Raw genomic sequence first — 25,439 nt, 5'->3', positions numbered from 1 at the left:
GACACAAACAAGCACCCAAGACTAGTGTCGAGGGTGCTCGTTTTGCGTTATGAACGCATTTGTTGCAGGAACGGTTCGATATTGACTTGAAGCGCTTCTGATAGCTTCTGACCGAGTGATGCATCAGCACGATAGAAGTTACAGATTGCGAGCAGGACCGTATTTTCATGACGGACTTGCTGAAGGTCGTTGACGAGGTTTTTCAGAAGAGCTGCTTGCTCTTCTTCTGTCAGGCGACGGTATACTTCTCCGGCTTGACCAAAGTTATTCGTCTTCTCGATTTCGAGACGACCGTGTTTATCATCAAGCAACGGTTGATTTTCTTCCGTATACTCGGGTGTTTCTTTTGGTTCTTCTTGATAACGGTTCGGTTCGTAGTTGACCGGACTCGTTTGCTGACCGACCGGCATTGCACCGTCACGTTGGTAGTTGTTCACTTGTGCAAACGGACAGTTGATTGGAAGTTGTTGATAATTCGTGCCAATACGGTAGCGTTGTGTATCTGAGTAAGAGAACAAGCGACCTTGTAGTAGCTTATCTTCAGATGGCAACATCCCTGGAATCAAGACACCTGGGTTAAAACCAACCGATTCTGTTTCAGCGAAGTAGTTGTCGACATTTTTGTTCAATGTCATTGTACCAACGTGTTGGAACGGAATGACATCCTCAAACCAATCTTTTGTCGCGTCGAGCGGATCGAAATCGAACTGATCGACGTCAGCCGGATCAAGTACCTGTACGAACAGATCCCATTCCGGGTAATCGCCATCTTCAATCGCTTGGAACGTATCGTTTGAAGCATGGTTGAAATCTTTTCCTTGAATCTCTGTTGCTTCTTCAGCTGAGAGATTATGAACACCAGCTTTTGGTACCCAGCGTAGTTTCACATAAACCGTATTACCGTGTGCATTCACCCATTTGAACGAGTGAACGGAAGAACCACGCATTTTACGGTAGCTTGCAGGAATACCCTCATCCGTGAAAAGGTGCATGAGCATGTTCGTCGATTCCGGACGAAGTGTCATGAAGTCCCAGTAACGGTCAGGATCTTGAATATTCGTGCGTGGATCTGGTTTGAGAGAATGGACCATATCCGGGAATTTCATGGCGTCACGAATGAAGAAGACAGGAAGGTTGTTCCCAACGAAATCCCAGTTTCCTTCTTCTGTATAGAACTTGACAGAGAATCCACGTGGATCGCGGAGCGTCTCTGGAGAATGCGTGCCGTGAATAACAGTCGAGAAGCGGGCGAAAACAGGAACTTCTGTCCCTTCTTCTTGTAAAAACGCAGCTTTCGTGTACTTTTTCATCGAATTTTTGACAGTGAAGACACCGTGAGCACCAAAGCCACGAGCATGTACGACGCGCTCAGGTACACGTTCCCGATCGAAATGGGCCATCTTTTCAATTAATTGATAGTCTTCTAATAAAGTTGGTCCGCGACGTCCAGCCGTACGTGAATTCTGGTTGTCTCCGATTGGTACACCTTGATTGGTCGTTAATCGTTTTTCAGTCATCTGTTATTCTCCCCTTTATGTAAGATTAAATTAATTATAAAACAATAATCATTCTAAATAAACAGTTTGGCTTGCGAATGTTCTGAATCTTTTTTCATGTTATGAATGTACCCGTGAAAAACAGGTTAGAAACTTCTTGCTTATCCGTAAAAGGATTGCTATTATAATCAAGTATGTGAGCAACGTTCTGTAAGAACATAGAAAGCGGCTTGACATCACGGGAAAACAAGTGCTATGATAGCAAAGTGAAATGACAACAAAGCAGAAGCATCCCGCTTCTCACCATGTATGATAACTCGTACTGGTTCATCATGAAGATACGCAATGTATAGCAAATGCTGTGCCTTGGCGTTCCTTATGAGTGTGGGCGGGAAAAACTGCCGACGCTTTTTTTATAGCGTTTTCTATCATTCATTTTTCGTGCAATGCACGATGGAGGTGCTAACCATTAGCAAAGATCTGTTAATCAATGAAAGCATCCGTGCCCGGGAAGTTCGTCTTATCGGAGCGGATGGTGCTCAACTAGGTGTCCAATCACGCAACGAAGCGCTACGTCTCGCAGAGGAAGCGGAACTTGACCTCGTCATGGTCGCTCCACAAGCGACACCGCCAGTTTGTAAGATCATGGACTACGGTAAATACCGTTTCGAGATGCAAAAGAAGGACAAAGAAACTCGGAAGAATCAGAAAGTGATTCAGATGAAAGAAGTTCGTCTTAGCCCGACGATCGAGGAGAACGACTTCCAAACGAAATTCCGTAATGCGAAGAAATTCTTGGAGAATGGTAACAAAGTGAAAGCGAGTATTCGTTTCCGCGGTCGTGCCATCACTCACTCGGAAATCGGTAGACGCGTTCTCGAACGCCTCGCAACGGATTTAAGTGAGTTCGGTGTTGTGGAACAGAGACCGAAGATGGAAGGACGCAGCATGTTCCTCGTGCTTGCTCCTAAGAAAGAAGACTAATCGAATCGAAGTAGGAGGGAATCTCTCATGCCTAAAATGAAATCGCACCGCGGTGCTTCTAAACGTTTCAAACGTACTGCTTCTGGCAAATTGAAACGTGGTCGTGCTTACACAAGCCACTTGTTCGGTAACAAATCAACAAAAGCGAAACGTAAATTACGTAAAGCTAGCATGGTATCTACGGGTGACTTCAAACGCATCCGTCACATGATCGCGAAGTAATTTATCCAATCGTATACAGATTTAGGAGGGAATTTATATGCCACGCGTAAAAGGCGGATATACGACTCGTCAACGTCGTAAAAAACAACTCAAATTAGCTAAGGGCTACTACGGCTCGAAACATACACTCTTCAAGGTTGCGAAACAGCAAGTCATGAAATCTCTCATGTACGCTTACCGTGACCGTCGTCAAAAGAAACGTGACTTCCGTCGCCTCTGGATCACTCGGATCAATGCGGCAGCACGTATCAACGGTCTTTCTTACAGCCGCATGATGCATGGTCTTAAATTAGCAGGTATCGACGTTAACCGTAAGATGCTCGCTGACCTCGCAGTTACAGATGCAACTGCATTTGCTTCACTTGCTGACACAGCAAAAGCAAAATTGAACGCTTAAGTTCTACAATTCGTCGGGGAATTTAATTCTCCGACGTTTTTTTCGATTTAATGATAAAATAAGAAGGCACGTCGATGAGACGGTCATATGATTTTTTTAGATAGAAGGAGAATTAAAGATGGATTGGTTGACACTTTTTGAGATGCAAGAACAGTTGGATAAACGGATTCAGTCAGAACATCAATTAACAGGCAATCAATTCGACGAGCGTCTGCTTGCCTTATTGGTCGAACTCGGTGAACTTGCGAACGAGACACGTTGCTTTAAGTTCTGGTCGAACAAGGGACCATCCGCTCAAGTCACAATTCTTGAGGAATATGTCGATGGCGTCCATTTTCTACTCTCACTAGGTCTAGCGCTTGAGTACAAGAAGAGTCATTTTACAGAAGGTGACTTCTATTTGACAGCAACAGATGCTTTTTTAGACGTCTATAACAAAACGAACGTTTTTGCGATCTCGCGGACGGAACAAAGTTATGACGTTCTGATTGGTGCATACCTTGCATTAGGTGCTACACTAGGCTTTACACAGGATATGATTTTCAAGGCTTACATTTCTAAAAATGAAGCAAACCATGTGCGACAAGACAACGGTTACTAAGGAGGAAATCAGATGAATGAACAATTACATATGCTAAAACGTCTCACGGACGCAACAGGTGTACCGGGAAACGAAAAAGAAGTCCGAAGCCTTATGCGTGAATATTTAGAACCTCATGCAGAAGCGTTCCACCAAGATGGTCTCGGTAGTCTGTTTGCTGAACATAAAGGCGCAGGCGAAGATGCACCGCGTGTATTGATTGCTGGTCACATGGATGAAGTCGGATTCATGGTCACGAAGATCGATGAAAAAGGATTCCTTCGTTTCCAACCACTCGGTGGTTGGTGGGGACAAGTCCTCTTGGCACAGCGTATGAATATTGTGACGTCATCTGGTGAAGTCATTCCAGGCGTAATCGGGGCAAAACCACCTCATGTTTTACCACCGGAAGCGCGCAATAAGCCGGTCGACATTAAAGATATGTTCATCGATATCGGTGCTTCATCAAAAGAAGAAGTCGACGGTTGGGGAATTCGTCCGGGTGATACGGTCGTTCCACATTGCGAATTTACTGTGATGAAAAATGAGAACTTCTTGATGGCAAAAGCGTGGGACAACCGGATTGGTTGTGCTATCGCAATCGAAGCAATCAAACGCTTAAAAGCAGACGGACATCCGAACACGATTTTCGCAGGAGCGACTGTTCAGGAAGAAGTCGGGTTACGTGGGGCTCAAACCGTCGCACACCTGCTGAAACCATCAATCGCCTTTGCTGTCGATACAGGTATCCCGGGTGATACACCAGGAATGACCGATCGTGAGGCATTGTCGAAATTAGGTGAAGGCGTTCAAGTCATCATGTTCGATGCAACGATGATCGCACATCGTGGATTGATCGATTTCGTGACGAAAGTCGCAACAGAAGAAAATATCAAGTATCAACTGGACTTAACGCCAGGTGGCGGAACGGATGCAGCGAAATTCCATTTGTCTAATACAGGTGTTCCATCACTTGCATTGACTGTACCGATTCGTTACCTGCACACGAACGTCTCAATCATGCATAAAGCCGATTTCGAAGCAGCCGTCGATTTAGTCGTTGCTGTCACAAAACGTCTTGATGCGGAGACCGTCCAAGCGATCTACGAGGGGTAATAAAATAATGAAGCACATCGCATCAGCAAAGAACGAAATCGTTAAACAATGGAAAAAACTCTTAACGAAAAAAGGACGTCTGCAGACGAACCGTTTCTTGATCGAAGGAGAACATCTGATTGAAGAGGCGGTTCGCGCTGGAATCGTCAAGGAATTGATCGTGCGTGAATCGTACCAAGTACCAGGTTCTTGGAAAAGAAATGCCGATGTCTTTACGATCGATGAAGCCGTCATCAAAGTACTGGCTGAGACGGAAACGTCGCAAGGCATCTTCGCTGTCTGTGAGATGAAACAAGCTTCGGCACAATTAGAACGAGGACGCTATTTGTTGCTCGATCGTCTACAAGATCCAGGGAACGTCGGGACGATGATTCGGACAGCTGACGCAGCTGGATTCGATGGTGTCGTCGTCGGACCGGGAACAGTTGACGTCTATAACGGAAAAGTCATCCGTGCGACTCAAGGATCGCTGTTCCACCTACCTGTCATCTCCATGCCGCTCGAAGAGGCAGTCAATGCACTGCACGAGCAAGGAATTGCGGTAATCGGCACGGCGTTAGAAGGAGCAACGTCTTATCAAACGATCGCACCGATGGATGCACTTGGTTTGATCATCGGGAACGAAGCACAAGGCGTTGCGCCAGAATTGCTCTCTTATTGTGATGAGCGTGCCTACATCCCGATCCGCGGTAAAGCGGAGTCATTGAATGCGGCAGTAGCGGCTGGCATTTTGCTCTATCATTTTGCAAGCGTGGATTGAAACCGACAAGCGTTCATGCTAAAGTGAACATCAGGAATACATCATGGACGTTGATGGAACAGAGTACGTTAGGGAATGATTCAATCAGGGAGAGGCAGTCATAGACTGAAAACTGCTTCGTGAATCTGCTAACCGAATTCACTCCGGAGTCGCACGAGAGATCGTGACGGGATGCGCCCGTTATCGCGCAATTGGAGGACTTTTCGATTGAAAAGTCAAACAAGGGTGGTACCACGGTGTTTACATCGTCCCTTCGGCATTTGCCGGAGGGACGTTTTTTTATATCTTCAACTAAAGGAGTGGGAAAGATGCGCGAGCAATTAGAAGCATTACGCGATGAAGCGTTGACATTAGTCGATCAGGCAACAACACAAAAAGATCTTAATGACGTCCGAGTCAAGTATCTCGGGAAAAAGGGACCAATCACAGAAGTATTACGAGGAATGGGAAAGTTATCAGCGGAAGAACGACCAGTCGTCGGTGAGATCGCTAATACGGTCCGTCAAGCGATCCAAGAGCAACTCGAACAACGTCTGACAGCTGTCAAACAACAAGAAATGGATGCGAAACTGGCAGCGGAAGCAATTGACGTCACGTTACCAGGTCGTCCGAAAAAGGTCGGTCATGCGCACCTCTTGCAACAGGTGACGGATGAGATCGAAGACATCTTTGTCGGACTCGGTTATACGATTGCGGAAGGTCCAGAAGTCGAGCAAGATCTTTTCAACTTCGAGATGTTGAATCTGCCGAAGGATCACCCAGCACGTGATATGCAAGATTCATTCTACATCACGGAAGAAATCTTGATGCGAACGCATACGTCGCCGGTCCAAGCACGGACGATGCTCGCTTCTAAAGGTGAACCGATCCGCATTCTTTGCCCAGGTAAAGTCTATCGTCGAGACGAAGATGATGCGACGCACTCGCATCAATTCATGCAAGTCGAAGGACTAGTCGTCGGAGAATCGATTTCGATGGCAGACTTAAAAGGAACGCTTGAAGCCTTCGCGAAGCAGATGTTCGGTGAAGCGCGTGAAGTCCGCTTACGTCCAAGTTTCTTCCCGTTCACGGAGCCGTCCGTCGAAGTCGACGTTTCGTGTTTCAAATGTGGCGGTAAAGGATGCAACATCTGTAAACAGACGGGTTGGATTGAAATTCTAGGTGCTGGAATGGTTCATCCTCACGTTCTCGAAATGGCCGAATATGATAGCACGAAAATGTCAGGTTTTGCATTCGGAATGGGCATCGAACGGATTGCCATGTTGAAATACGGTGTCGATGATATTCGCCACTTCTATACGAATGACGTTCGCTTCAGCGAACAGTTTTAAGGGGGAACGCAGATGTTAGTCTCAAAACAATGGTTGAACGAATATGTGGATGTCAGTCATACATCAGGACAAGACCTGGCTGATTTGATTACTAAGAGTGGAATCGAAGTCGAAGGCGTCGATGTCCGGGATGAAGCGTTAAACAACATCGTCGTCGGACGTGTGTTAACGAAAGAAAAACATCCAGAAGCAGATAAATTAAACGTTACGACAGTTGACATCGGACAAGACGAACCAGTTCAAATCGTTTGTGGTGCACCGAACGTCGAAGCCGGACAAGATGTCATCGTCGCGCGTGTCGGAGCTCGCTTGCCAGGGATTAAAATTAAACGTGCCAAATTGCGCGGTGTCGTCTCGGAAGGGATGATCTGTTCACTCGAAGAACTCGGATTCGAAAAAAAATATATCCGAGAAGATGAGCAGGACGGGATCCATACGTTCCGTGAACCAGTCACACCAGGACAAGACGTCTTGGAATTACTCGGTCTTCGCGACGAAATCCTCGAACTTGGCTTAACACCGAACCGTTCGGACTGTCTCAGCATGTATGGTGTCGCACACGAAGTGGCCGCGCTTTATGACACGACACCGACTTTCCCGGTCGTTGAAGTCAAAGAAGCAGAGCCAGCGACGACAGTAGAAGTGACGCTTGATTCAGAAGACTGCTCGTTCTACGCGGCACGAGAAATCCAAGGGGTGACGATTCAAGAATCACCGACTTGGTTAAAAAACCGCTTGATCGCGAACGGCATTCGTCCGATCAACAACGTCGTCGACGTCACGAACTTCGTTTTACTTGAAACAGGTCAGCCGCTTCATTCATTCGATGCCGAAAAACTCGGGAAACAAATCGTCGTGCGTCAAGCACGTGCAGGGGAGTCATTCACGACGTTAGACGAAGTCGAGCGGACACTTGATTCTTCGATGCTCGTCATCACAGACGGTGAACGCCCGGTCGCGCTTGCTGGAGTCATGGGTGGAGCAAATACCGAAGTGGACGGTAATACGACATCGATCATTTTAGAGTCTGCTTATTTCGCACCGATTTCTGTCCGGAAGACGAGCCGTGTTCTTGGACTCCGTTCTGACTCGAGTGCGCGTTTTGAAAAAGGTGTCGATCCACGTCGTGTCTTGTTAGCACTCGATCGTGCTGCAGCTTTGATTGCTGAACTCTCGGGTGGAACGGTTCAAGCCGGTGTCGCTCAAGCCGGAACGCTCGAGCTTGACGATCATTTGATTGAAGCGAGTGTCTCGTACATCAATCATCGTCTTGGTATGGAAATTGAAGGAACGGTCATGCAAACGTTACTCGAACGTCTTGGTCTCGGTGTTGAATTATCGGGGGATGCCTTGACGGTCAGCGTACCGACTCGCCGCCAAGATTTGAAAATTCCGGCTGATTTAGCGGAAGAGGTCGCACGTCTCTATGGATATGATGCACTGACTTCAAGCTTACCGTCTGAAGCGAGCCGTGGTTTCTTACCAAAACGGAACATCCATCGTCGTCATTTACGTCGGACATTGCAGGGAGCGGGTCTCTCACAAGCGATCACGTATTCATTGACGAGCGAGCAACGCGCGATGCAATTCAATGAACGGGAAGATCTGCATCCAGTCAAACTGGCGATGCCAATCAGTGAAGCACGTTCGACATTGCGGACATCACTCATTCCGGGACTCCTTGAAGTCGCACAACATAACGTCGCTCGACAGCATGCAGATGTCGCGTTCTATGAACTCGGTAGTGTTTATCTACAACGAGATGCTTCACTTGAGACACTTCCAATCGAACAAGAAATGATTGGTGGCGTCGCAGTTGGTGTATCAGAACAACACCGTGCTCATGGCACACTTGTTAAAACAGATTTCTTCGTCATGAAAGGAATCGTCGAGACACTCGCATCTGCTTCTGGTATCACGTTGACGTTTGAGGCAGCGAGCATTCCATCGATGCACCCAGGGCGGACGGCACGTATTCTGCTTGATGGAGAAGCAATCGGATTCGTCGGTCAAGTGCATCCTGGTCTGTCAAAAGAACAGTATGGTCTAAAAGAAGTGTACGTCTTCGAGTTAGAGGCAATGGCATTGCGTTCGAAGGAAGAACAGGTCTACTCGGAAATCTCACGGTTCCCATCGATGACACGTGACTTAGCAATCGTCGTTGAGCGATCAGTGACGGCACAATCAATCGTCGATGTCATGACGGAGGCGGCCGGTCCACTTCTACAGGCAATCGAATTATTCGATGTCTATACGGGAGAGAACGTTGGAGAACATGAAAAATCGTTCGCCTTCTCTCTTCGTTACCAAAACAAAGAACGGACGCTCGTCGACGAAGAGATTACGACAGCGCAACAGCGAGTCGTTGATGCAGTGAAAGAAACTTTCAATGCGGAACTTCGTGCATAATCAGAATAAAAAAAACAGCCGCTTTCCTCTTAGAGGAAGGTGGCTGTTTTCGTTTGACGAGATAGATTTAAGAAGCTAGTTCTTCTGCTTCAGATGATGTAGCTTGTCGTTTCGTAAAGATAAAGTACAGTAGACCACTTACGAGAACGATTAGACTACAGGATAAGAACATATTCGAATAGCCGATACCGCTTGCGACTGTGGCGAGAATCAAGGCACCGATTCCGAAGCCCGTGTCGTAAGCAAGGAAAAAGGTCGAGATGGCTTTCCCTTTCTGTGCGGGAGGTGCGAAATTCAAGAGAACGGTTTGAAGACCCGGGAAGATAGACGCCGAACCGACACCAATGATGACGGCAGCAGTCAATAAACCGGCAAAAGAAGGATACATGCCGAGAATGACAAAGCCAATCATATAAAGAACAAACGATGGCAATAACACGAATGCGGCACCCCGCTGGTCGAACAGTTTTCCGGCAATTGGTCGAATCCCGACCATTCCAAGAGCAACTAACGCATAAAAATAAGAAGCATATGCCACATGTCCGATCGAGTCCGTATACAGTGAAATGAACGCTGAAGTACTAGAAATTGCAACGCCTGCCAAAAGGGTCGCTACTAACAAAAGTGGACGCGATAAAAAGAGAGACTGGCTTAAACGAAATGCGGATGTGCTTGGAATATGTTGGCTTGTTAGTGGCAAACGCATCATTAACAATAAGGCGATGATGGCTAGGGCAGCAACCGTGACGAAATAAAGAGCAAAGGCTTTTTCTTGAATAAAGGTTAGACCGATGACAGGACCAAGAACGGATGCCAAGTTCATCGATAGTACAAAATATCCCATACCTTCGCCTTGACGTGTTTTTGGGATCAATGTCGTGACAGCGAGACTGATTGAAGAAGACAACATCCCAAAACTAAAACCATGAATGATACGGATGATGATCAAATAGAAGAATGATTCCAGTGGTAGGACGAGCAGGTAACAAATGCTCATCATTGTAAAGAGAGTCGCAGAGATCATCAAGACGCGCTTCAAATCGTAACGATCCAACCAGTGACCAATCAATGGACGAGAACAGACCGTTGCCAGGATGAAGCTAGTCACAATCCATCCGAGTGCTGAAGCAGAGACTGGAAACTGCTTAGCAGCCAGTAAAGGCAGTGAGGCATTGAGTAGGTAAAACGTGATGAAGAGCAATAGATTGATGACCAACGTCATGACGTAATGACGTGAAAATAATCGAGTGGTCATGAGGATTCCTCCTGTCGATGTAGAGTGAGTAAGTGTGTCATCCATTCACCGAGTTGTTGCTGATCGGTAAGGGGGAAGGTGGCAAGTAATCGTTGATGTGTCTCTTGGACAGCAGCGTCGATTTGGTCGAACCGTTCGATGGCTAAAGGTGTCAACGAGACGAAGTGTGTTCGTCCTTCTTTCGTTCGAGTGATGAATCCGAGTGTCTCAAGACGTGAAACGGTTTTTGTCACAGCTGGTTTTTCGATGATCAAATAATGTGCCAATTGAACTTGTGAAACAGGTTGTAATAACGCAACTGCTTTCAATAGCGCCCATTGACCCGTATGTAAGGAATATGGAGCTAAGGTAGCATCAACTTCTCGTTTGACGAGACGTGATACTTTGGATAATTGTCCGAGGACATCTTCTTGGGTATAAAGCATTTTTATTTCTCCTTTAGTTAACTAGTTAACCTTAAGAGTGTATCAAAGCTGGGTGAGAGGTGCAAGATGAAAAAACTTCTTGCATGTATTAACAGGAATGAGGTTCTTAAATGAAAAAGATTAAGCAATGCTCGAACGGGGTATGTTCCGTAAAAGGGTATTTGTTCAACTTAAAACATCGAGTGCTTACTCTTACGATAAGTTGACTGTACTATTTGGACATAGAGAGAAGAAAGGAAGAGTACATCATGAATCGACTAGCGAAGCTTCTGACTGAATTATTGCCAATTCCTATAAATGAAGCAATCAATCCATTGATTACGAATATCGCCACCGATTCACGTCAAATCAAACCGAATGGACTGTTTATTTGTATCAACGGTTACACCGTTGATGGTCACGATTATATCAATCAAGCAATCAAAAATGGAGCTGTGGCAATTTTGGCTGAACGCCCGTTTCCCGACTTTCCAGTTCCTATCATCATCGTACCGGATACAAAACGACTTGCAGGTCAAGTCGCGAATCGCTTTTACAACCAACCGAGTCAAAAAATGCGTGTTTATGGTGTAACAGGAACGAACGGAAAAACGACGACAACGAAATTAGCGTACGATCTCTTTCGGGCGACTGGTGTGAAAGCCGGCATGATCAGCACGGTCGGTGCACGGATCGATGAAGAACTCATCGAGACGCCAAATACGACGCCCGAAGCGATCATTTTGCATCGATTATTGTTCGAGATGGTTGAACAAGGCGTGACGGATTGTATTATTGAAGTGTCTTCTCATGCGCTCGCTGAAGGGAGAGTCGAGGGAGTTTCCTTCCATTCGGCAGCCTTTACGAATTTATCGCATGATCATCTTGATTATCATCATTCGATGGAAGAGTACGCCAAGACGAAAGCTTTGTTATTTCAACAAGTTGCTGCGTCAAACGGACAGACCATCGTCTTAAATCGAGAAGACGGTTGGAGTCGTGTCATGCGAGATGCCGCACCTTTGCAACCAGTTATTTGGTATACGACGCAACCACACCGGACGTCACAAATCGCAGTCGAATGGCTGACCGACACCATCAATGTCCGGATCGATGAGACGACGACACGTGTACCGACAGCTTTACTTGGTGAATTCAATGCAGCGAATTTAGCGGCAGCAATGGGATTATTGCGGGCAGGCAATGCCAATCTGTATGCACTGATTCGTCATATTCCAGAACTGGAGTTACCGAAAGGACGACTTGAACGATTGGAATGGACTTCTTGCGAAATCTATCTCGATTATGCGCATACCCCAGATGGTCTAGAAAAATGTTTACAGGCACTTACTTATATAGGCGAGTCGCTATCGATTGTCTTGAGTGCAGCTGGAGAGCGTGACCGATCAAAACGAGCGGAGATGGGACGAATCGCAAGTAAATATTGCGAACATATCATAGCAACTGTTCATGATGCGAGATCAGAGGCTCCGAATCAGATCATCGATGAGTTAATTGTTGATGTTCCGAAAGAGCGGTTAATTGGGTGTCACACGTCTCGTCATGAAGCACTCGTACAAGCCGCGCATCTCGCACATCGAGGACAACGCGTCGTCATTGTCGGAAAAGGGCATGATGAGGTGGAACGAATCGGAACTAAAACGATTCCTTTTAATGAAAAACATATACTGCTTGCGGAACTAGAACGGCTGTCTGAAGGAGAATCCGTCATTTAAAAACCGACCATTCCGCAAGGGTCATGGTCGGTTTCGTTTCGTAGCTAATTGTTGTGCCTTTTTTGTATTCGCAAAATGAGCTTTCGTCCAGTCACGCAGTTTGTCAGAGCCATAACGTAAAATCAGTGAAGCCGCGACTTGGTCAACCTTGGCGCCAGCACCTTTAGGAATGACGACACCTGTTGACTCACTTAACTTGTCCATTTCCTTGAGAAAAATCGCACGAGCGATGATGGATGAAGCAGCGACGGCGACATGAAGTTGTTCCGCTTTAGTCGAGAAGTAGACATTTTCTCGAACAGGATTCATAACACCAGATAGGTGTTTATAATAGACACTTTTTTCGGCGAACTGATCAATTAAAATCGCTTCTGGTTTCGTCTCCAGTTGGTCAAGAAGCCGCTCGATTACATCATTATGCATCAGGGCAGTCATCTTTCCTTGAGTCATCGACCGTTGCATCTGATTGTATTCTGGATTATGTAGAATACGATATGTGTACGGAATGACAGCATGGAGATCGCGAGCAATTCGACGAATCTCGATATCGTTCAAATGTTTGGAGTCTCGGACACCGAGTTCGTGAAGAAGTGCGATCTGCTTTCGATCAACAAAGGAAGCGGCGACGACGAGTGGACCGAAGAAATCGCCTTTCCCGACTTCGTCACTACCAACGACGGACCATTCCGAAAAACCATTCGGTAACGTTGAAACAAGTGGTTCTTTCGACTTAGTCGGCGAAGCCGTACCGAAACGTGTAGCGATAGCTTCGGCTTGCGGTCCTTGAAACATCACTTTTCCAGAATTATAAATCGTGATGACACAACCAGGAATCTTAGCAGCAAAACGGGCATACGGAGGAGACTTCGTCTCGTTCTGTTTGAAGTTCTGTATGACTAAGTCCTGTTTTTCTTTAGATAAGCGTAAAACGGTCGTTCCCATAGGATAACCTCCCTTTCCGGGATTAAGCATACCATCCTTAAGACCGATGGGGGACTTCTTTTCCTAAAACGAAAATGATGGTACTATATGAAAGAAGCAAAGTATGAGGAGGACAGAAAAATGGCTGATTCAGAAGGGTTGAACCGGACGACGATTCATATCGCAGGCAATGATTATACGATTGTCGGAACGGAGTCGCCAGAACACGTACGCGAAGTGGGTCTCCTCGTAGATACGAAGATTCGAGAAATCCGAGAACAAGCACCACAACTCGACGTTCGTCAAATCGCCGTCCTAGCGGCGCTTAATATTGGTAGTGATTATGTAAAAATTAAAAAGAATTTGGGTGAACTATAAACTATGATTTCTCTCGTTATCTTATTACTTCTCGCCTTAGGTGTCATGACAGGGGTCCGAAGGGGAGTTGTGTTGCAGGCCGGTCATTTGCTCAGCCTGATCATTTCCTTCATCGTTGCGCTGTCGTTCTATGAGGAACTGGCTACGAAATTCCGATTGTGGGTACCATATCCGTCTACACTGGATGATGCGGGAATCGATTTGACGATGTTCGCGATTCCAAGTTCAGCACGACTCGATGAGGTGTTCTACAAAGCCTTTTGGTTCGTCGTCCTGTTCTTCGGTACAAAAATCATCTTATCGATCTTATTGTCGATGTTTGATTCGTTGACGAATGTCCCGATTCTAAAACAAGTCAAAGGGTTATTAGGTGGCGTCTTTGGTTTCATCGAGATGTACATCTTCATCTTCCTGCTCTTGTTCTTAGCGGCATTCGTTCCAATCCAATCGATACAGGATGCGATCGCGGACTCGAGTTTAGCAAGCTTCATTATCCAGCACACCCCGCTTCTTGCGAACTGGCTGATGGATCAAGTTGGATTGATAAAATAAACAGGCTCCCACGATTGGGAGCTTTTTTTGAGGGGAGAACTGCACATGCGTACGATTCAAGATGCGATGCGTCATTTGGAACGGATATCGGTCTACCTAGAGGTCAAAGGGGAAAATCCATTTAAGATTAATGCTTTTCGGAAAGCAGCAAGTATTCTCGAAGCATCCGATGCTGACTTCATGGCGATCGAGGATTTCACGGCGATGAAGGGGATCGGGAAAGGAACGGCTGCTGTTCTAGAGGAATATCGGGAAACGGGAACGAGCACGGCACTGACAGAACTCGAACAAGAAGTGCCAGAAGGATTGATCGCCTTATTGAAGATTCCAGGTCTTGGTGGAAAAAAGCTCGCTAAACTGCATGAAGTCGGCGTCATTGATGCAGATTCCTTTGCAGAGAAATTAGTAGATGGTACAGTCGAAGCGATGCCTGGATTCGGCAAGAAGACGGTCGAGAAGTACGTTAAAGCACTTGAAACGTTTGAAACACGACCGGAGCGATTACCATACGGTGTCATGCGAAAGATCGTCGCTGAATTGAATCAGACACTTGCATCGTTTGAGGCAATCATTCGTTTTGAAGTTGGAGGAAGTTTCCGTCGAGCAGAAGAGACGTGTAAGGACCTTGATTTCATTCTCTCAACGGATGAACCGGAACGAATCAAGGAGCAGCTTCTAGAACTGTCGCTCATCGATGAAGTCATCGCAGCTGGCAGCACGAAAGTATCGCTCATCTTAAAACGAGACGTTCATTATATCGCGGTTGATTTCCGAATCGTGGATGATGCGGCGTATGCATCTACATTACATCACTTTACGGGTTCGAAGGATCACAACGTCCGGATGCGCCAACTCGCAAAAGAGCGAGGAGAGAGTATTTCTGAATATGGTGTCGAGACCGAGCAAGGATTAGTGCAACCGAACACAGAAGAAGAATTGTTTGCGCGATATGATTTACCGTTCATCGCGCCTGAATTACGAGCGGGACGTCATGAATTCGAGCAAGATTTATCACGTCTCTTGACGGAACAAGATATTCAAGCCGATGTGCATATGCATACGACATGGTCAGATGGTACGTTGTCTGTTGAAGAACTAGTCGATGCCTGTGCTGCACGCGGATATACATGGATGGCGATCACGGATCATAGTAAATATATGAAATTCGTCAATGGATTAACGGAAGAACGTCTGCGTGCACAACGTATTGAAATCGAAGCGGCACGTGAGAAACATCCCGATATGACAATTTTATGTGGTGTCGAGATGGATATCTTGCCCGATGGATCACTTGATTATGAAGATGAATTCTTAAAAGAAATGGACTATGTCATCGCCTCGATCCACTCGAAGTTCGATCAGACGGAGGAAGAGATCATGCAGCGGCTCGAGAATGCTTGTCGTAATCCTTATGTTTCCTTGATTGCTCATCCGACGGGACGAATCATTGGAAGACGAGAAGGATACGCCGTCAATGTCGATCGATTGATCGAACTAGCAGCGGAGACAGGAACAGCGCTTGAGATGAACGCGAATCCAGCACGTTTTGATTTAACGGCAAGTTCGCTTGCGAAAGCGAAGGCTGCCGGCGTGAAGATTTTAATTAATACGGATACACACCGACCAGAAATGTTAGAAGATATGAAACTTGGAGTCCTCCATGCTCGTAAAGCTTATTTGGAGGCGTCTGATGTCATCAATACGTGGTCTGCTGAAGAAGCACTCGAATTCTTCGGTCGAAAACGTTTAGGAGTGGATTAAATGAATGCCAACGCATTACGCGTTTTAGAATATGAGAAGTTAAAAGAAAACATGCTCGCCTTCACGGCTAGTTCACTCGGAGCACAGTTCGTCCGGGCAATGCGTCCGGCGGAAGACTTCGAGCAGGTCAAGGAACTGTTAGCTGTCACGACGGAAGCAACGACGGTCTACCGGTTGCGTGACCGTTATCCGTTCGGTGGATTGACGGACGTCCGAAGTGAAGTCAAACGGGCAGAGATTGGCTCTGTCCTCTCGACGAGTGAACTTCTAGCCGTCGCAGACGTCGTCTACTCGGGACGTCAAGTGAAGGCGTTCCAAGAACGGCTACACGAAGACCATGCGGATCTACGATTACCGCGCCTTGATAGTCGAATCGAGCAAATCACGAAGCTCGTCGAGATCGAACAGGGGATTCGCCATGCCATCGACGATCAAGGGACTGTCCAAGACTCAGCGAGTGATAAATTACGAGCGTTACGCAGTCAGTTACGCTCGCTCGAAGGACAAGTTCGTTCAAAAATCGATAACGTCTTACGTAGTAAAGCGAAGATGCTGTCTGACGCCATCGTGACGATGCGAAACGATCGTTATTGTGTACCGGTCAAACAAGAATACCGTCAAGCGTTCGGCGGAATCGTCCACGATCAGTCGGCTTCTGGAGCAACGTTGTTCATCGAACCGCAAGCTGTCGTCTCTGCGAACAACGAAATTCAAGAAGCGCGTTTGAAAGAACGGGCGGAAATCGAACGAATTCTTGCACAACTATCGGCACTTGTCGGTAGCGTTGGTGATTCGCTACGCATCAATCTGGATGTATTAGCAGAACTTGATTTCATCATGGCGAAAGCATTATACGGTCATCAGATTGGAGCGGTCGAGCCACGCTTGAACGAAAACCGCCATATCATTCTGAAGGAAGCACGGCATCCGTTCATCCCGAAAGAGGAAGTCGTACCAATTACCGTATCACTGGGTGGGGATTTTACGTCACTCGTCATCACCGGTCCGAACACCGGCGGTAAAACAGTTACCTTAAAGACGATCGGTCTTTTGCAATTGATGGTGCAATCGGGACTATACGTGCCAGCTGCAGATGAGACGGAGCTCAGTGTCTTTGATGCGATTTATGCCGATATCGGGGATGAACAGTCGATTGAACAAAACTTATCGACGTTTAGTTCACACATGACGAACATCGTCTCAATGATGGAAAAAATCGATTTTATGAGTCTAGTACTGTTCGATGAGTTAGGTGCGGGAACGGATCCGACAGAAGGGGCTGCCCTAGCAATCGCGATTCTTGATGAAGTGAAGCGACGCGGAGCACGTGTGGCAGCGACGACGCACTATTCAGAATTAAAAGCGTACGGCTATAACCGAGAAGGGGTCGTCAATGCGTCGATGGAATTCGATGTCGAATCACTCAGTCCGACCTATCGCTTACTCATCGGTGTACCTGGACGCTCGAATGCGTTCGAGATTTCAAAACGTCTTGGACTCGAAGACCGGATCATCGACGCAGCACGTGGTCAGATCGGTAGCGACGCACAGTCTGTCGAGACGATGATCGAACGATTAGAAGAAGCGAAACAGCGGGCTGAAACGTTAGAGGCACAGTTGTTAGAAGAGAAAAAACGACTTGTCGAAGAGAGAGAGCAGTTCGAGCAAGAACAAGCTGAGATCCAGGAAGAGAAAAACGAAATTCTGGCAAAAGCGGAAGAAAAAGCAACACGTGCGGTCGAACGCGCTCAAAAAGAAGCAGAAGGCGTCATCAAACGTCTGAAGGAATTACGAGACGCTGGTGCCGTCAAAGAGCATGAACTGATCGAGGCGCGGAAGCGACTCGAAGACGCGAAGCCGAGTCTGCAAGAGAAGCGGATAGCTAAAGTAAAAGCAAAATACGACCAAACGCCGCGATTTGATAAAGGCGAAGAAGTTAAAGTCACGACCTTCAATCAAAAAGGCTACATTATCAACCAACAGGCGAACGGCGAGTATACCGTCCAAGTCGGCATCATGAAGGTGAACGTCAAACCGGAAGATCTCGCGAAGATTGGCAGTACACCAAAACGTCCACAAACGAAAGGGCGCTCTGGTGGAACGAGTGTGACGAAACAATCGACACCTTCGGCTGAACTGGATTTACGTGGCGTGCGTGTCGAAGAAGGGTTGTCGAAGCTCGAACGCTTCATGGACCAAGCCTTGTTATCGAATTACGACCACATCCGTGTCATTCATGGCCTGGGTACGGGAGCGATGCGACAAGGTGTCCAAGAATTCTTGAAAGGTCATCGTCACGTCAAAGGTCACCGGTTAGGTGGTCAAGGTGAAGGCGGACACGGTGTGACGATCATCGAACTGAAATGAGGAAAGCAAGATGAACATTTTTGAGAACGTCTATGTCTATACGACAGCGCTCTATTCGGTCGCGGGATTACTGATCATTTTGGGGCTTGCACTTTTTGAGTTGACAACCCGGTATAAAAACTGGGAACATATCAAGAGTGGCAACATCGCCGTTGCGTTAGCAACAGGTGGAAAAATCATCGGACTCGCCAATATCGTTCATTTCGCTGTTCAAGGGGAAGAACGAGTCGGGTCGATATTTCTTGAAAGTGCCTTTGGCTTCTTATTGTTGATATCGACATATTGGATCTTTGAATTCCTGACACCGAATTTGCCGGTAGACCGTGAAATCGAGAATGGCAACATTGCTGTCGGTATCATTTCATGCGCTTTATCGATCGGCATGTCCTACGTCATCGGATCAGCGTTAGTGGGGTGAATCCGTGTTAGAACGTTTAGCGAAAATCATGTTCGGGGTTTCGATCGCCTTTTTGGTTGTCGGTATCCTCTGGATTGTATTTAATTAAAAGAACCGGTCTTACCGTGTGATCATTCCGTACTGACATCGTTTCAGTACGGAATTTTTATTGAGCCACGCCTAATCAAAAAAGGAGGAACGCATATGAACGTACGAAAAACATCAACAACGACAGAAACGAGACGCCGTGCTTTTGAGGCGATGCAATTGATTTCTTGGAAGGACATCTTCTGGGTTATCATCGGGTCGTCGATTCTCGCCTTTGGAATCAACTACTTTACGATTCCAAATGATCTCTCAGAAGGTGGATTGATTGGGATCACGGTCATTTTCTACTATCTTTACGGTTGGGATACGGGACTTGTCTCCTTGCTTGCGAACGCTTTGCTGTTCGTTGTCGGTTATCGATTCCTTAGCCGGAAGACGATGCTTTACTCAGTCATCTCAGTCGCCGTCACATCGTTTGTCCTCTCTTCGACAGCAAACCTTGCGACATCATCGGATAGCCGTTTGATTGGTACGGTCTATGCGGGTATTTTGATTGGTGTCGGAATCGGACTCGTCATTCGTGCGGGAGGAACGACGGGCGGTGGTGTCATTATCGCTCGACTGATGAATAAATACTTGAATCTCAGTATCGCAGTCTCGATGTTCATCATCGATGTCGCCGTTGTCGGTGCGTCAGGTTTTCTATTTGGAGAAGAGACGATGCTGTACACGTTAATTGCGATTATCATCGGTTCGTATTTGATTGATCTCGTCAGCGAAGGATTGAATGTCCGCGAAGCGGTCACGATCATTAGCCATCGCCAAGAAGAAATTGCGACGATTCTGACGGAGACGCTCGGACGTAGCGCAACTGTCATCCACAGTCATGGTCATTTCACGAAACAAAAGAATGACATGTTGTATATGATCGTCGATAAACGACAACTGGCACCGTTGAAACAAATCGTCGAAGCAGCGGATCCCCGCGCCTTCGTCGTCATTCATAAAGTGCGAGAAGTCATCGGGGAAGGATTCACATATCCCTCCCGGTAATATGGATTCAAAAGTAGCACCTCTCTTTTTCGGAAATCGAGAAAGGGAGGTGCTGCTTTTTTAGTATTAAAATTTTGATTGAAATAACCAAAAAAACAAGCAGATTCAATTTCTTTTTTTGGATTTTACTGGCATGTCGAATTCAAATCAACGTATAATGAAAATGAATAGTAATTCATTATCAGGGAGGGAAACGTATGGAATCCGTTTGGTTATCTGATTATCCAAAGCAAGTACCCGTATCGATTGATTACCGAGAAATACCTCTTTATCAGGCACTTGATGAGGCAGCGACTGATTTTCCAGAACAACGTGCCTTAAGTTTCTTAGGGAAACGTATGACGTTTCGTGAAGTGTGCGACGAAGCACATGCACTCGGAAGTTTACTTCAAGAGCATGGCCTCAAAAAAGGAGATCGTGTCGGACTGATGTTACCGAACTGTCCCCAGTATATGATCAGTTATTATGCTGTCCTCTATGCTGGTGGAATCGTCGTGCAGGTGAATCCGCTCTATACGGACCGTGAACTCGAACAGATCCTCATCGATTCAGGTGCACATCTGCTCGTGACCCTCGACCTACTTTATCCGAAAGCATCTCGCGTCAAAGCGGCGACGGCACTCAAAACGGTCGTGACAACAAGCATCGCGGATTATCTTCCCTTCCCTAAAAATAAACTGTATCCCATTAAAGCACGGAAAGATAACAACATCGTCATCGATACGACGGGTTCGATTCCATTTTTATCGCTACGTGGTTATGAACCGATTACACCGGTTGCGATTCAACCGAAAGAAGATGTCGCGGTTCTTCAATATACGGGTGGAACGACAGGTGCTCCAAAAGGTGTCATGCTGACGCACTATAACCTGAGTGCGAATGTCGAGCAAATCGACAAATGGTTTTATAAATATGAGCGGGGAGATGGACGAAAACTGTTAGCTGTCGTTCCGTATTTCCATGTCTATGGCATGACATGTAACCTCAATTTCGGTATTTTTAATGCCTATGAGCAAATCATCGTTCCAAAATTCGACATCGAACAAGTATTGAAAATGATTCATAAGGAAAAACCAAATCTGTTCCCTGGTGCACCGACGATGTATGTCGGTCTGTTGAACCATCCGAAGCTAAAGAAATATGATCTGTCTTCAATCGAAGCTTGTATTTCAGGTTCAGCTCCACTGCCGGTCGAAGTCCAGGAAAAATTCGAAGCATTAACGGGCGGACGAATCGTTGAAGGATATGGTTTGTCTGAGACGAGTCCGGTGACTCATACGAACTGTATCTGGGATCGCCGGATTCCTGGAACGGTTGGTATTCCGGTACCCGATACGCAAGCGAAAATCGTCCAAGCGGATGGAGAGACACCCGCAACTCCTGGTGAGATCGGTGAGATCATCGTCACAGGTCCGCAAGTCATGAAAGGATACTGGAAACGACCAGAAGAGACGCAAGCTGTTCTTCGAAACGGTTGGTTGCACACGGGAGACCTTGGCTATATCGGCGAAGATCATTACTTCCGGATCGTTGATCGGAAAAAGGATTTAATCATTGCTTCCGGATTTAATATTTATCCACGTGAAGTCGAAGAAATCTTGTACGAGCATCCGGCCGTCAAGGAAGCCGTCGTCATCGGTGTTCCGGATGCCTATCGTGGAGAGACCGTCAAGGCGTTCATCGTCGTCAAGGATGAGATGACGGTCACAGAAGAAGAGCTTGATCAATTCTGTCGTAAACAGTTAGCGTCATTTAAAGTGCCAAAGCAGTACGAATTCCGACAAGAGTTACCGAAGACGTTCGTCGGGAAGATTCTCCGTCGTGTTCTTGTTGAAGAAGAACGTGCCAAACAACTCGAAGAAAGCAGTTGACAGGACAAAATGGCATGATAGAATAAATATGAATGAACCATCATTCATTTTATGCGTTAGGAGATAGTGGAATGAAACGAACAATGTCAAAGAGTGACCGCATCATTGATGCCGCCGTAAAAGTCATCGCTAAAAACGGCTACCATGGAGCGAAGGTGACCGCCATCGCAAAGGAAGCCGGTGTTGCGGATGGAACGATCTATCTGTACTTCAAGAATAAAGAACACCTGCTGATTTCGCTATTCCAAGCGAAAATGGGAAGCTTCATCGAGTATTCCGAAGGACAAATCGCGAATCACACGTCAGCGACAGAACAATTGGCCGCATTGATCGAGGCACATCTTGAGCAATTATCCGTTGATTATGATTTGGCTGTCGTCACGCAAATCGAGCTACGTCAATCCAATCAAGACATGCGCCAAAACATTGCCGCCGTCTTGAAACCGTACCTGCATCTGATTGACCGTGTCATCAAGCACGGGATGACGACAGGCGAGTTTTCAAACGAACTCGATTATCGGTTAGCGCGTCAGATGATCTTCGGAACAATCGATGAGGTCGTGACGAGCTGGATGGCAAGTGGATTCAAATATGAGTTGCTTGAGACACGCGACGGGATCCATCGGATGTTGATCAAAGGGCTGAGTTAAGCCCTTTTCATGACAACAATTATGTAAGCGGATACAAAGAATGATGGTGAATAGACGATAAGGGGGAGCATGAGATGGAAATCTATGTACTGTTGAAACGCACATTCGATACGGAAGAAGCAATCCAACTCGAAAATGGTCAAATCGATGAGGATGGGGCTGAGTTCATCATTAACCCATATGATGAATATGCGGTAGAAGAGGCGATTCGTGTCCGTGATGCACAAGGGGGAACTGTGACGATCGTGACGGTCGGTCCGGAAGACGCGGACAAAGAATTACGAACAGCACTCGCAATGGGAGCGGATCAAGCAGTACGCATCTCGATTGAGGATGACATCGAAGAGGCGGATCATTTCACGATTTCTGAAGTACTTGCTGGTTATTTAAAAGAACAGACAGTCGATCTTATCATCGCTGGAAACGTCGCAGTTGATGGCGGAAGTGGTCAAGTGGCACCACGCGTCGCAGAATTGCTCGATATTCCTTACGTGACGACGATCACAAAACTCGAACTCGACGGCACGAAGGCTGTCGTGACACGTGACGCTGAAGGGGATACAGAAACGATTGAAACAACACTTCCGTTACTCGTGACTGCGCAGCAAGGACTGAATGAGCCACGCTATCCAAGTCTTCCGGGGATCATGAAAGCGAAAAAGAAGCCGCTTGAAGAACTCGAACTCGATGATCTCGAACTCGATGAAGATGAACTCGCACCACGTCTAGAGACGATTGAACGCTTCTTACCACCGAACAAAGCAGCCGGTAAGATTCTCGAAGGTGAACTAAACGAGCAAGTCGCACAGCTCGCATCATTATTACGCAACGAAGCAAAAGTGGTCTAAGGGGGAGAAACGAATGACAAAAGCATTAGTACTCGCAGAATCACGGGATGGCAGTTTACGGAATGTGTCGTTTGAGGCAATCGCAGCAGCGCGACGTGTCGCGGATGAAGTCATCGCAGTCCTGATTGGACACGATGTCGCTAAGGATGCCGACGCATTAGCATCACGCGGAGCGGACCAAGTCCTCGTCGTCGAGGATGAGCGTCTTCTACACTACACGCCAGACGGTTATGGACAAGTCTTCCTCGAGTTGATGAACCGGACGTCACCCGACGTGCTCGTCTTCGGTCATACATCGCTCGGCAAGGATTTATCACCGAAGATCGCGGCAAAACTGCAAGCCGGTCTAATCAGTGATGTGACGGCGATTGCAGGGGAAGGCGCGGAAGCAACTTTCATCCGACCGATCTACTCAGGGAAAGCATTCGAGAAAGTCAAAGTCGCAGAAGGCAAGACACTCTTTACGGTCCGTCCGAATAACATCGATCCGCTCGAAACGGGGAGTTCACAAGGAACCGTTGAGTCGGTCAGGGTCGAACTGAAGGATTTACGGACGATTGTCGCAGACATCGTACGTAAAGCAACAGGTGGTGTTGATTTATCAGAGGCAAAAGTCATCGTTGCGGGTGGGCGCGGTGTCAAAAGCTCAGACGGCTTCGCACCGTTAGAAGAACTAGCGGATGTCCTTGGAGGAGCAGTTGGTGCTTCGCGTGGTGCTTGTGATGCGGATTACTGCGATTATGCGCTTCAAATCGGTCAGACAGGTAAAGTCGTTACACCGGATCTTTATATCGCGTGTGGGATTTCAGGTGCGATCCAACACTTAGCAGGGATGTCGAATGCCAAAGTGATCGTTGCGATCAATAAGGACCCGGAAGCGAACATCTTCTCTGTCGCGGACTATGGCATCGTCGGAGATTTGTTCGATGTCGTGCCACTATTGACAGCTGAATTCAAAAAAATGCTTGTTCACGGATGAGTGAATGTACCGGTGCCATGCAGATGGTACCGGTTATTTTTTACGAATTCTTCACGTGAGCAGTTTCGTTTGTTGGAAGAGACTGCTATGATATACTCGAATCAATAAAGAGATCACCCATTTTTTTAACGGGTTGATCTACTCATTAGGAGGTTATGATCAATGGCAATCGTACACGCAACTAGCCAATCATTTAAAGAAGAAACACAAGAAGGACTCGTCCTTGTTGATTTTTGGGCAACATGGTGTGGACCATGTCGTATGCTCGCACCAGTTCTTGAAGAACTCGATGCTGACATGCAAGATGTAAAAATCGTTAAAGTTGACGTAGATGCAAACCCAGAAGTAGCTGGAGCATTCCAAGTTCAAAGTATCCCGACACTCGTTCTCTTCAAAGATGGACAACCTGTCAACAAAACAATGGGCTTCATGCCAAAAGACGCACTTAAAGAATTCGTTGAAACATCTAACTAATTCTTTCCTGCATATCAAAACAGACCGTTCTGCACAGGCAGAACGGTCTGTTTTTTTAGATTACATAGGTGTGCAAAGTTCGATGAGGTGACCATCCGGATCAAGCACGTACGCAACGACTTGCCCCCATGGTTTTTCAACAGGCGTGAGTACGGTCTTGTATCCGGCAGCTTCCACCTTTTGAAAAAGCGTAGGGACGTCATCCGTGACGAAACCAATCTCTAACGTCTGCTGCGCTTTTCCGCTTGGGATCGTGTAATCCGGAATCAACCGTTGCACGTCTTCACGAGTATTGAAGGCAAGTGTTGTCTGACCGGTCTCGAACTCAATGTAGCTTCCGTGCTCCGCTTTGACGGATAAGCCAAGAACGTCTCGATAGAATGTCAGCGTCCGTGCAGTGTCTTCAACGTATAAAATCGTATAGCCGTATTGAATCATCAAAAAGCCTCC

25 protein-coding genes are annotated in these 25,439 nt (G+C 46.7%); 20 read left to right on the top strand and 5 right to left on the bottom strand.

From position 1 onward, the window contains the following. Nucleotides 1–47: 47 nt before the first annotated feature. Nucleotides 48–1,517, bottom strand: coding sequence for a catalase (locus Q7C19_RS08200; RefSeq protein WP_035406325.1), 1,470 nt, complete (start codon nt 1,515–1,517; stop codon nt 48–50). Nucleotides 1,518–1,949: 432 nt separating this feature from the next. On the opposite strand from Q7C19_RS08200, the gene infC reads away from it, so the two are divergent. From infC to pheT, 8 genes are all read left to right on the top strand, one after another. Next, nucleotides 1,950–2,480 (top strand): translation initiation factor IF-3, encoded by a 531-nt coding sequence (infC, locus tag Q7C19_RS08195; RefSeq protein ID WP_035406328.1) that lies wholly within the window; start codon nt 1,950–1,952, stop codon nt 2,478–2,480. 27 nt (nt 2,481–2,507) lie between these two features. Next, nucleotides 2,508–2,702, top strand: coding sequence for a 50S ribosomal protein L35 (gene rpmI, locus Q7C19_RS08190; protein WP_023469015.1), 195 nt, complete (start codon nt 2,508–2,510; stop codon nt 2,700–2,702). Nucleotides 2,703–2,739: 37 nt separating this feature from the next. After that, entirely contained in the window at nt 2,740–3,099 is a 360-nt protein-coding gene (gene rplT / locus Q7C19_RS08185; RefSeq protein ID WP_012371057.1) for a 50S ribosomal protein L20, read from the top strand. A gap of 118 nt (nt 3,100–3,217) precedes the next feature. Beyond that, on the top strand, nt 3,218–3,700 hold the full coding sequence (locus Q7C19_RS08180) for a dUTP diphosphatase (protein WP_035406331.1): 483 nt from the start codon (nt 3,218–3,220) through the stop codon (nt 3,698–3,700). 12 nt (nt 3,701–3,712) lie between these two features. Continuing rightward, nucleotides 3,713–4,795, top strand: a complete 1,083-nt coding sequence (locus Q7C19_RS08175) for a M42 family metallopeptidase (RefSeq protein WP_029342316.1) — start codon at nt 3,713–3,715, stop codon at nt 4,793–4,795. A gap of 7 nt (nt 4,796–4,802) precedes the next feature. Next, entirely contained in the window at nt 4,803–5,555 is a 753-nt protein-coding gene (locus tag Q7C19_RS08170; RefSeq protein ID WP_050677644.1) for a TrmH family RNA methyltransferase, read from the top strand. Between the two features lie 308 nt (nt 5,556–5,863). After that, a complete protein-coding gene (gene pheS / locus Q7C19_RS08165; RefSeq protein WP_035396564.1) occupies nt 5,864–6,886 on the top strand; it encodes a phenylalanine--tRNA ligase subunit alpha in 1,023 nt (340 codons plus the stop codon). 12 nt (nt 6,887–6,898) lie between these two features. Next, nucleotides 6,899–9,295 carry a phenylalanine--tRNA ligase subunit beta gene (pheT, locus tag Q7C19_RS08160; protein WP_035406335.1) on the top strand — a complete coding sequence of 799 codons (2,397 nt, stop codon included), beginning with the start codon at nt 6,899–6,901 and terminating at the stop codon, nt 9,293–9,295. A gap of 67 nt (nt 9,296–9,362) precedes the next feature. Here pheT and Q7C19_RS08155 read toward each other — a convergent pair whose 3' ends face one another. Beyond that, entirely contained in the window at nt 9,363–10,550 is a 1,188-nt protein-coding gene (locus Q7C19_RS08155; RefSeq protein ID WP_035406338.1) for an MFS transporter, read from the bottom strand. Further along, nucleotides 10,547–10,975 carry a MarR family winged helix-turn-helix transcriptional regulator gene (locus tag Q7C19_RS08150; protein ID WP_035406341.1) on the bottom strand — a complete coding sequence of 143 codons (429 nt, stop codon included), beginning with the start codon at nt 10,973–10,975 and terminating at the stop codon, nt 10,547–10,549. Before Q7C19_RS08150 ends, Q7C19_RS08155 begins: the two co-directional genes overlap by 4 nt. 248 nt (nt 10,976–11,223) lie before the next feature. Between Q7C19_RS08150 and Q7C19_RS08145 the strand changes: the two genes are divergently transcribed. After that, a complete protein-coding gene (locus Q7C19_RS08145; protein WP_290751932.1) occupies nt 11,224–12,690 on the top strand; it encodes a UDP-N-acetylmuramoyl-L-alanyl-D-glutamate--2,6-diaminopimelate ligase in 1,467 nt (488 codons plus the stop codon). Nucleotides 12,691–12,711: 21 nt separating this feature from the next. On the opposite strand, the gene rnhC is transcribed toward Q7C19_RS08145, so the two are convergent. Beyond that, nucleotides 12,712–13,632: a ribonuclease HIII gene (gene rnhC, locus Q7C19_RS08140; RefSeq protein WP_290751929.1), complete on the bottom strand. Its 921-nt coding sequence runs from the start codon at nt 13,630–13,632 to the stop codon at nt 12,712–12,714. Between the two features lie 120 nt (nt 13,633–13,752). Here rnhC and zapA point away from each other — a divergent pair, with 120 nt between their 5' ends. The 11 genes from zapA (at nt 13,753) to trxA (ending at nt 24,989) form a co-directional block, all read left to right on the top strand. Next, a complete protein-coding gene (gene zapA, locus Q7C19_RS08135) occupies nt 13,753–13,989 on the top strand; it encodes a cell division protein ZapA (RefSeq protein WP_029342308.1) in 237 nt (78 codons plus the stop codon). 3 nt (nt 13,990–13,992) lie between these two features. Then, the gene (locus Q7C19_RS08130; RefSeq protein ID WP_035406349.1) at nt 13,993–14,541 is read left to right on the top strand and encodes a CvpA family protein; all 549 of its coding nucleotides are present in this window, start codon (nt 13,993–13,995) and stop codon (nt 14,539–14,541) included. A gap of 45 nt (nt 14,542–14,586) precedes the next feature. After that, nucleotides 14,587–16,302 (top strand): DNA polymerase/3'-5' exonuclease PolX, encoded by a 1,716-nt coding sequence (gene polX, locus Q7C19_RS08125; RefSeq protein ID WP_290785298.1) that lies wholly within the window; start codon nt 14,587–14,589, stop codon nt 16,300–16,302. After that, nucleotides 16,303–18,669 carry an endonuclease MutS2 gene (locus Q7C19_RS08120; protein ID WP_312085271.1) on the top strand — a complete coding sequence of 789 codons (2,367 nt, stop codon included), beginning with the start codon at nt 16,303–16,305 and terminating at the stop codon, nt 18,667–18,669. Between the two features lie 10 nt (nt 18,670–18,679). Further along, on the top strand, nt 18,680–19,087 hold the full coding sequence (locus Q7C19_RS08115) for a DUF350 domain-containing protein (protein WP_023469001.1): 408 nt from the start codon (nt 18,680–18,682) through the stop codon (nt 19,085–19,087). A gap of 183 nt (nt 19,088–19,270) precedes the next feature. Then, nucleotides 19,271–20,167 (top strand): YitT family protein, encoded by an 897-nt coding sequence (locus tag Q7C19_RS08110; protein WP_035406360.1) that lies wholly within the window; start codon nt 19,271–19,273, stop codon nt 20,165–20,167. Between the two features lie 197 nt (nt 20,168–20,364). Further along, nucleotides 20,365–22,038 carry an AMP-binding protein gene (locus tag Q7C19_RS08105; RefSeq protein ID WP_056062630.1) on the top strand — a complete coding sequence of 558 codons (1,674 nt, stop codon included), beginning with the start codon at nt 20,365–20,367 and terminating at the stop codon, nt 22,036–22,038. Between the two features lie 71 nt (nt 22,039–22,109). Further along, the gene (locus Q7C19_RS08100; protein ID WP_052018985.1) at nt 22,110–22,688 is read left to right on the top strand and encodes a fatty acid metabolism transcriptional regulator FadR; all 579 of its coding nucleotides are present in this window, start codon (nt 22,110–22,112) and stop codon (nt 22,686–22,688) included. A gap of 74 nt (nt 22,689–22,762) precedes the next feature. Further along, a complete protein-coding gene (locus Q7C19_RS08095; protein WP_035406369.1) occupies nt 22,763–23,536 on the top strand; it encodes an electron transfer flavoprotein subunit beta/FixA family protein in 774 nt (257 codons plus the stop codon). A 13-nt stretch (nt 23,537–23,549) separates the two neighbouring features. Beyond that, on the top strand, nt 23,550–24,515 hold the full coding sequence (locus Q7C19_RS08090) for an electron transfer flavoprotein subunit alpha/FixB family protein (protein ID WP_375091941.1): 966 nt from the start codon (nt 23,550–23,552) through the stop codon (nt 24,513–24,515). Between the two features lie 162 nt (nt 24,516–24,677). Then, nucleotides 24,678–24,989: a thioredoxin gene (gene trxA / locus Q7C19_RS08085; protein WP_023468994.1), complete on the top strand. Its 312-nt coding sequence runs from the start codon at nt 24,678–24,680 to the stop codon at nt 24,987–24,989. Between the two features lie 60 nt (nt 24,990–25,049). Here the strand turns inward: trxA and Q7C19_RS08080 are convergent, their stop codons facing one another. Beyond that, the gene (locus tag Q7C19_RS08080) at nt 25,050–25,430 is read right to left on the bottom strand and encodes a VOC family protein (RefSeq protein WP_035406375.1); all 381 of its coding nucleotides are present in this window, start codon (nt 25,428–25,430) and stop codon (nt 25,050–25,052) included. Nucleotides 25,431–25,439: the final 9 nt, after the last annotated feature.

Source organism: Exiguobacterium sp. PHA03, assembly GCF_041945985.1.
Classification (GTDB): domain Bacteria; phylum Bacillota; class Bacilli; order Exiguobacteriales; family Exiguobacteriaceae; genus Exiguobacterium_A.
The sequence above is the reverse complement of the archived record's forward strand: the minus strand, read 5'-3'. Positions and strand labels throughout refer to the sequence as shown.

Excerpts from the sequence above, each read along its gene's own strand:
- Q7C19_RS08200 (WP_035406325.1), bottom strand. The coding sequence starts at position 1,517 with ATGACTGAAAAACGATTAACGACCAATCAAGGTGTACCAATCGGAGAC.
- infC (WP_035406328.1), top strand. The coding sequence starts at position 1,950 with ATGGAGGTGCTAACCATTAGCAAAGATCTGTTAATCAATGAAAGCATC.
- rpmI (WP_023469015.1), top strand. The coding sequence starts at position 2,508 with ATGCCTAAAATGAAATCGCACCGCGGTGCTTCTAAACGTTTCAAACGT.
- rplT (WP_012371057.1), top strand. The coding sequence starts at position 2,740 with ATGCCACGCGTAAAAGGCGGATATACGACTCGTCAACGTCGTAAAAAA.
- Q7C19_RS08180 (WP_035406331.1), top strand. The coding sequence starts at position 3,218 with ATGGATTGGTTGACACTTTTTGAGATGCAAGAACAGTTGGATAAACGG.
- Q7C19_RS08175 (WP_029342316.1), top strand. The coding sequence starts at position 3,713 with ATGAATGAACAATTACATATGCTAAAACGTCTCACGGACGCAACAGGT.
- Q7C19_RS08170 (WP_050677644.1), top strand. The coding sequence starts at position 4,803 with ATGAAGCACATCGCATCAGCAAAGAACGAAATCGTTAAACAATGGAAA.
- pheS (WP_035396564.1), top strand. The coding sequence starts at position 5,864 with ATGCGCGAGCAATTAGAAGCATTACGCGATGAAGCGTTGACATTAGTC.
- pheT (WP_035406335.1), top strand. The coding sequence starts at position 6,899 with ATGTTAGTCTCAAAACAATGGTTGAACGAATATGTGGATGTCAGTCAT.
- Q7C19_RS08155 (WP_035406338.1), bottom strand. The coding sequence starts at position 10,550 with ATGACCACTCGATTATTTTCACGTCATTACGTCATGACGTTGGTCATC.
- Q7C19_RS08150 (WP_035406341.1), bottom strand. The coding sequence starts at position 10,975 with ATGCTTTATACCCAAGAAGATGTCCTCGGACAATTATCCAAAGTATCA.
- Q7C19_RS08145 (WP_290751932.1), top strand. The coding sequence starts at position 11,224 with ATGAATCGACTAGCGAAGCTTCTGACTGAATTATTGCCAATTCCTATA.
- rnhC (WP_290751929.1), bottom strand. The coding sequence starts at position 13,632 with ATGGGAACGACCGTTTTACGCTTATCTAAAGAAAAACAGGACTTAGTC.
- zapA (WP_029342308.1), top strand. The coding sequence starts at position 13,753 with ATGGCTGATTCAGAAGGGTTGAACCGGACGACGATTCATATCGCAGGC.
- Q7C19_RS08130 (WP_035406349.1), top strand. The coding sequence starts at position 13,993 with ATGATTTCTCTCGTTATCTTATTACTTCTCGCCTTAGGTGTCATGACA.
- polX (WP_290785298.1), top strand. The coding sequence starts at position 14,587 with ATGCGTACGATTCAAGATGCGATGCGTCATTTGGAACGGATATCGGTC.
- Q7C19_RS08120 (WP_312085271.1), top strand. The coding sequence starts at position 16,303 with ATGAATGCCAACGCATTACGCGTTTTAGAATATGAGAAGTTAAAAGAA.
- Q7C19_RS08115 (WP_023469001.1), top strand. The coding sequence starts at position 18,680 with ATGAACATTTTTGAGAACGTCTATGTCTATACGACAGCGCTCTATTCG.
- Q7C19_RS08110 (WP_035406360.1), top strand. The coding sequence starts at position 19,271 with ATGAACGTACGAAAAACATCAACAACGACAGAAACGAGACGCCGTGCT.
- Q7C19_RS08105 (WP_056062630.1), top strand. The coding sequence starts at position 20,365 with ATGGAATCCGTTTGGTTATCTGATTATCCAAAGCAAGTACCCGTATCG.
- Q7C19_RS08100 (WP_052018985.1), top strand. The coding sequence starts at position 22,110 with ATGAAACGAACAATGTCAAAGAGTGACCGCATCATTGATGCCGCCGTA.
- Q7C19_RS08095 (WP_035406369.1), top strand. The coding sequence starts at position 22,763 with ATGGAAATCTATGTACTGTTGAAACGCACATTCGATACGGAAGAAGCA.
- Q7C19_RS08090 (WP_375091941.1), top strand. The coding sequence starts at position 23,550 with ATGACAAAAGCATTAGTACTCGCAGAATCACGGGATGGCAGTTTACGG.
- trxA (WP_023468994.1), top strand. The coding sequence starts at position 24,678 with ATGGCAATCGTACACGCAACTAGCCAATCATTTAAAGAAGAAACACAA.